The organism is Streptomyces sp. (genome assembly GCF_035644915.1).
Taxonomy (GTDB): Bacteria; Actinomycetota; Actinomycetes; order Streptomycetales; family Streptomycetaceae; genus Streptomyces.
The window spans coordinates 1-4,685 of the sequence record NZ_DASQNP010000214.1; the positions used below are offsets into that span (position 1 = coordinate 1).

Consider the following 4,685-nt stretch of genomic DNA (forward strand, 5'->3'; position numbering starts at 1 on the left):
TTCCGGGAAAGGGCCACCCATGGGGCAGGGGAACGAAGCATGCAGGACGGCATCCACGACACCGCCGACGGACAGCGTCCGGACGAACCGGGCACCAGCCTGGTCGCGGCGTTCGGACGGCAGTTGAAGCTGCTGCGCATCCGCGCCGGGCTGGAACGTCCCGACCTGGGTTCGCGCACCGGCTATGCACCCTCGACCGTCGCCGCCTTCGAACAGGGCAGGCGCATCCCGCCACCGAAGTTCATCGACAAGGCCGACGAAGTCCTCGACGCGGGCGGGGTGTTGAAGGCGATGAAGGAGGAGGTCGCGCGAGCCCAGTACCCACCGTTCTTCCGCGACGCGGCACGGCTGGAGGCGGAGGCGATCGAAGTCCACGTGTACGCGACCCTCGCGATCCCGGGACTGCTGCAGACGGAGGAGTATGCACGGGCGGTGTTCGCGATGCGCCGCCCGCTGCTGAGCGAGGACACGGTTGCTCAACGTGTCCTGGCCCGAATGGCACGGCAGGAAATCCTCTCCCGCGAACCGATGCCGACGCTCAGCTTCGTGATCGACGAATCGGTGCTGCGACGCCCCATCGGTGGGCGGTCGGTGCTGCGAGGCCAGCTCGAACAACTGCTGCTGCACGGACATCGACGCAATGTCGAGATCCAGGTCATGCCCATCGGTTGTGAGGAACACTGCGGTCTGGCGGGCCCGTTCACCCTGATCGAGACCCGGGACGGGCGGAGGATCGCGTACGTTGAGGTGCAGCGGGACAGCCGCCTGCACACCGAACGTACGACGGTCCGGGAGATCGAGGAGCAGTACGGACTCCTCCGGGCACAGGCGCTGACTCCACGCGAATCGCTGGCCTTCATCGAGAAACTCCTGGGAGACCGAGATGACCGATCAGATGCCTGAGTCGACCGTGCCGGAGTCCGCGTGGTTCAAGAGCAGCTACAGCAGCGGTGAGGGCGGCGAGTGCGTCGAGGTCGCGTCCACCCCCGGAACCGTCCACGTCCGGGACTCGAAGAACCTCTCCGGACCGGTGCTGACCGTCTCGCCCGGGGCGTGGGCGGCGTTCACCGGTCTCGCCGCCGAGCACTCCGCCTGACCCGGCCACGACGAGGGTCCGGCCGCGCGAGCCGCGCGACCGGGCCCTTCGTGCGTTCGCGGGCCACTCCCCCGTCGTCATCACGTCCGCCGTCCGGGTTCCCCGGTGGGCCCGCCCCGGTCACGGAGGGAGTGGGAGGGCGAGCCCGCCGCCCGGCGGGGGATGGCCGGGTCGGGGCGGGCTCTGTGACCGGGGCGGGAGCTGGTGGGCCTTGGCGGAACCGCCGACCGTGCGCGGGCGGGAGCCGCCGCGCGGGCCCGGTGCGGCGGGTTCGTGCGCCACGCCCTCCACGGTGACGCCGGACGCGCGGCGCGGCAAGCAGTGGCGCGCGGACACAGGTCCGTTGTGCGCGTCGTGGGCGGCGGTGTGCACGCTGCACGACGCGGACGGCGGTCCCGTACCGGATGCTCTGGTCTACATCGCCGGCCGCGGTGGTGGGCCCGCCCTGGTCACCGGGGGTGGGTGAACGAGCCCGCCCGGCGTTGCACCGGGACGCTGTGGGGCTCGGATGACCAGGGCGGGAGCCGGTGGGGCCGCGCGCACAGCGCGTAACGGCCGGTGTGGTCGGCGGCGGTGAGGAGGAACGGCAGACCCTCGGCGAGCCGGTCGGCCGCGGCCCGCTGCCGCTCCTCGTCCTCGCACCACCGCCGCAGCTCGGTCGGCGCGTCGGCGAGCCGGGCCGGTACGGGGTCGAGCACCCGCCCGGCGGCCCAGTGCGCCGCGGGGTCGGGGTCGAGCCCGTCGGCGATGCGGAGGGCCTGTTCCCGCAGCCAGCGGAGCGCGAGCCAGCGGGAGGGGGCCGTGCGGCTGCCGAGCGAGACGGCGACCGTGGCGCCGTTCACCGGTCCCTCGGCGGTGACGTCGACGCGGTAGCCGTGCGCCGGCTCCCGTCCGGCCGGCCGCGCGGTCCGCAGGACGAAGTGCCGTGCGGGCACGGTGAGTCGGAGGGGGCCCGGGCGGGGGCCGGAGTCGTTCGTCACGCCTCCCACGATGACCTCGATCACACAGAGTGGCAAGGCGTCACGCAGAGCGACATGGGTGTTGTGCGGGTGCGGTGCGGCGCTGTCCGCGGCGTGCGCCGTGCCGGGCGCGCCGGGAGCCCCGCCGTGCGGCTTTCCGCTCGGCGGGGCTCCCGTGCGACCCCGGCGGGGGCGGCGCCGGGGCGGCGGCCCGGCCACCGCCCCGGCGGGTCAGCCGCTCAGTTCCGGCTTGCCGAACAGGACCGCGTAGCCGGAGGGCAACTGGCTCAGCACCTGGTTGAGCTCACCGCCGGAGATCGCCTCGGCCACGGTGGACAGCACGGCGCTGGCGTCCCACTCCGCGGTCCTGGGCCGGGCGCCGGTGCGCTCGGCCACCCGGCGGTAGAACTCCTCCAGGCCGAACGTCTCGGGCCGGCCCGCCCGGTTGTCCCGGAGGACGTCGCCCAGGGGGCCCGGGAGCTGTGCGGCCAGGTCCTCGACCTCCCCGGCGGTGATCCGGGGGGCGAACACCTCCAGCACGGCCCTGGTGATGTGCTCGGCCTCGTCGTGGTCCGCGTACTCCCCGAGGTCGCGGACCCGGGCGAGGAACTCGTCGTACCTCATCGGCGGTCTCTCCTTCCCGACTGGTGGTGCTTCCTCGGCACGGCCCTTCCGGGTTCCCGGACGGTCCGCGCAATCACCTCGTCCGACAAGCCCGTCCGGGGGATCGCGCCGGGCCGTCGCCCGCGCCGGGAGCGCTTGCGGGAACCGGCGTACGGGAACGCCCTGCGGCGGGCGCCGCAGGGCGAGGGGCGAGGAGCGGGGCGGTGCACCGCGCCGGGTCACTGCTCGATCTGCCGGTGTCCCCTCGCACCGCCGAGGGGGATCTTGCGGGGCTTGGCCTGTTCGGCGACCGGGATCCGCAGGGTCAGCACGCCGGCGTCGTAGTCGGCGTCGATGTGCTCGGTGTCCAGCGCCTGTCCGAGGAAGAGCTGCCGGGCGAGGACGCCGGTGGGCCGCTCGTTCACCAGGACCTCGGCGTTCTCCCCGATGCCGGCGGTGCGCTCGGCGCGCAGCGTCAGGACGTCGCGCTCGACGCTGAGGTCGATGGTGTCGGGGTTCACGCCCGGCAGGTCGAAGCGCACCCAGAAGGCGTCACCCTCGCGCCAGGCGTCCATCGGCACCCCCGTGGGGCCCGTCGCCATGCCGAGCAGCCGCTGCGTCAGGCGGTCCAGCTCCTGGAAGGGATCGGTACGCAACAGCATCACGACCACCTCCGTCGGTTCTGCGGCATATGACCGATCCGACACTTCTCATGGTACCTCGCGCACCGAACTTGACGCACCTACGCTCAATTTTGTTTCCTGTAGTCGGCGCCATGACCGTATCGGCATGCTGATCGCCGTGGCGCCGGACGTGTGCCGACCGGGGCCGTGCGCGGTCCCGGCGTGGAGGTTCAAGGATCTTCACCGGGGAGGGACACCGTCGTGCTCAGCACACTGCTGGGAGTGCTCGCCGTTCCCGTCGCCTTCGCGGTGGGGACCGGCATCTGGAACGTTCTCTTCCGGCCTCCGGGCAGCCGCGACCTGTGGGTGGAACAGGAGCGCTACCACCACCTGCGGACCGTGGTCGCCGCCCGCCCCCACCAGGAACGACCCACCGCACCGCCGTCCAGGAAGGACTGGCACATCGCCGCATGACGGCCGGGCCGCCGCGGGCCCGCCGGGAGCCACTCCCGGCGGGCCCGTTCGCGTGACGCGTCCGCTCGCGGTGCGCCGCCGCCGTCAGAGGCCGTCCACGCCCGTGCCCTCGACGCTGAACCAGGCGGCGGGGCCGTAGAGCGCCACCATCCTGAGGTCCGGCGGGGCGGACGTACCCCTGGTCGCCCGGCAGAGGACCGCCAGCGAGCCGCCCTCGCGCACCTCGTAGCCGAACAGCAGCTCGTCCCCGTCCACCGTCTTGGTGTCCTCCCAGGTCAGACGGCTGCGGCTGCGGTCGGTGAACTCGATCATCACGGACATGGCCTCGACCTCGTCCGCCGTCGCGGCCGGGCGGCCGCGCTCACGCAGCCTCCCCCTTGCCCTTGCCCTTGTCCTTGTCCTTGTCCTCGTCGACGATCTCCGCGTCCACGACCTCCTCCTCCGCGCCCGTGCCGGACGTGCCGGACGTGCCGGACGTCGCACCGGCGCCCCCGCCCCCCGGGGCGCCCGCGGCCTGCCGGCCCTGGGCGTCGGCGTACAGCGCCTGGCCGAGCTTCTGGCTGGTGGAGGCGACCTTCTCGGACGCCTCGCGGATGGCGGCGGTGTTGTCGCCGGCGGCCCCGCCCTTCAGCTTCTCCTTCAGGTCGGCCACCGCGGCCTCGACCTCGGACTTCACATCACCGGGCACCTTGTCCTCGTTGTCCTTGAGGAACTTCTCGGTGGTGTAGACGAGCTGCTCGGCCTGGTTGCGCGTCTCGGCGGCCTCCCTCCTGCGCCGGTCCTCCTCGGCATGCTGCTCGGCCTCGCGCATCATGCGCTCGATGTCGTCCTTGGGGAGCGCCGAGCCGCCGGTGACGGTCATCCGCTGCTCCTTGCCGGTGCCGAGGTCCTTGGCGGAGACGTGCATGATGCCGTTGGCGTCGATGTCGA

Annotated in this window: 8 protein-coding genes; 3 read left to right on the forward strand and 5 right to left on the reverse strand. The window is 72.8% G+C overall.

Going from position 1 to position 4,685, the window contains the following annotated elements; translation table 11 throughout:
* Nucleotides 1-39: 39 nt before the first annotated feature.
* The gene (locus tag VE546_RS23640) at nucleotides 40-903 is read left to right on the forward strand and encodes a helix-turn-helix transcriptional regulator (RefSeq protein WP_324925644.1); all 864 of its coding nucleotides are present in this window, start codon (nucleotides 40-42) and stop codon (nucleotides 901-903) included.
* A complete protein-coding gene (locus VE546_RS23645; protein WP_324925646.1) occupies nucleotides 896-1,096 on the forward strand; it encodes a DUF397 domain-containing protein in 201 nt (66 codons plus the stop codon). The genes VE546_RS23640 and VE546_RS23645 overlap by 8 nt, the downstream gene beginning before the upstream one ends.
* A 449-nt stretch (nucleotides 1,097-1,545) precedes the next feature.
* On the opposite strand, the gene VE546_RS23650 is transcribed toward VE546_RS23645, so the two are convergent.
* The 3 genes from VE546_RS23650 to VE546_RS23660 form a co-directional block, all read right to left on the reverse strand.
* Complete coding sequence (locus tag VE546_RS23650) at nucleotides 1,546-2,076, reverse strand: hypothetical protein (protein ID WP_324925648.1); 531 nt, start codon at nucleotides 2,074-2,076, stop codon at nucleotides 1,546-1,548.
* Between the two features lie 210 nt (nucleotides 2,077-2,286).
* Complete coding sequence (locus VE546_RS23655) at nucleotides 2,287-2,679, reverse strand: DUF2267 domain-containing protein (protein ID WP_324925650.1); 393 nt, start codon at nucleotides 2,677-2,679, stop codon at nucleotides 2,287-2,289.
* A 218-nt stretch (nucleotides 2,680-2,897) separates the two neighbouring features.
* Nucleotides 2,898-3,320 carry an Hsp20/alpha crystallin family protein gene (locus VE546_RS23660; protein ID WP_324925652.1) on the reverse strand — a complete coding sequence of 141 codons (423 nt, stop codon included), beginning with the start codon at nucleotides 3,318-3,320 and terminating at the stop codon, nucleotides 2,898-2,900.
* A gap of 222 nt (nucleotides 3,321-3,542) precedes the next feature.
* Between VE546_RS23660 and VE546_RS23665 the strand changes: the two genes are divergently transcribed.
* A complete protein-coding gene (locus VE546_RS23665; RefSeq protein WP_324925654.1) occupies nucleotides 3,543-3,755 on the forward strand; it encodes a hypothetical protein in 213 nt (70 codons plus the stop codon).
* A gap of 84 nt (nucleotides 3,756-3,839) precedes the next feature.
* On the opposite strand, the gene VE546_RS23670 is transcribed toward VE546_RS23665, so the two are convergent.
* Both VE546_RS23670 and VE546_RS23675 read right to left on the reverse strand, forming a co-directional pair.
* Complete coding sequence (locus VE546_RS23670) at nucleotides 3,840-4,076, reverse strand: hypothetical protein (protein WP_324925656.1); 237 nt, start codon at nucleotides 4,074-4,076, stop codon at nucleotides 3,840-3,842.
* 40 nt (nucleotides 4,077-4,116) lie between these two features.
* On the reverse strand, nucleotides 4,117-4,685 hold a 569-nt coding region (locus VE546_RS23675), incomplete at its 5' end, for an Hsp70 family protein (RefSeq protein ID WP_324925658.1).

Bases quoted from the DNA above. Each gene is read 5' to 3' on its own strand.
- VE546_RS23640 (WP_324925644.1), top strand. From the start codon at position 40: ATGCAGGACGGCATCCACGACACCGCCGACGGACAGCGTCCGGACGAA.
- VE546_RS23645 (WP_324925646.1), top strand. From the start codon at position 896: ATGCCTGAGTCGACCGTGCCGGAGTCCGCGTGGTTCAAGAGCAGCTAC.
- VE546_RS23655 (WP_324925650.1), bottom strand. From the start codon at position 2,679: ATGAGGTACGACGAGTTCCTCGCCCGGGTCCGCGACCTCGGGGAGTAC.
- VE546_RS23660 (WP_324925652.1), bottom strand. From the start codon at position 3,320: ATGCTGTTGCGTACCGATCCCTTCCAGGAGCTGGACCGCCTGACGCAG.
- VE546_RS23670 (WP_324925656.1), bottom strand. From the start codon at position 4,076: ATGTCCGTGATGATCGAGTTCACCGACCGCAGCCGCAGCCGTCTGACC.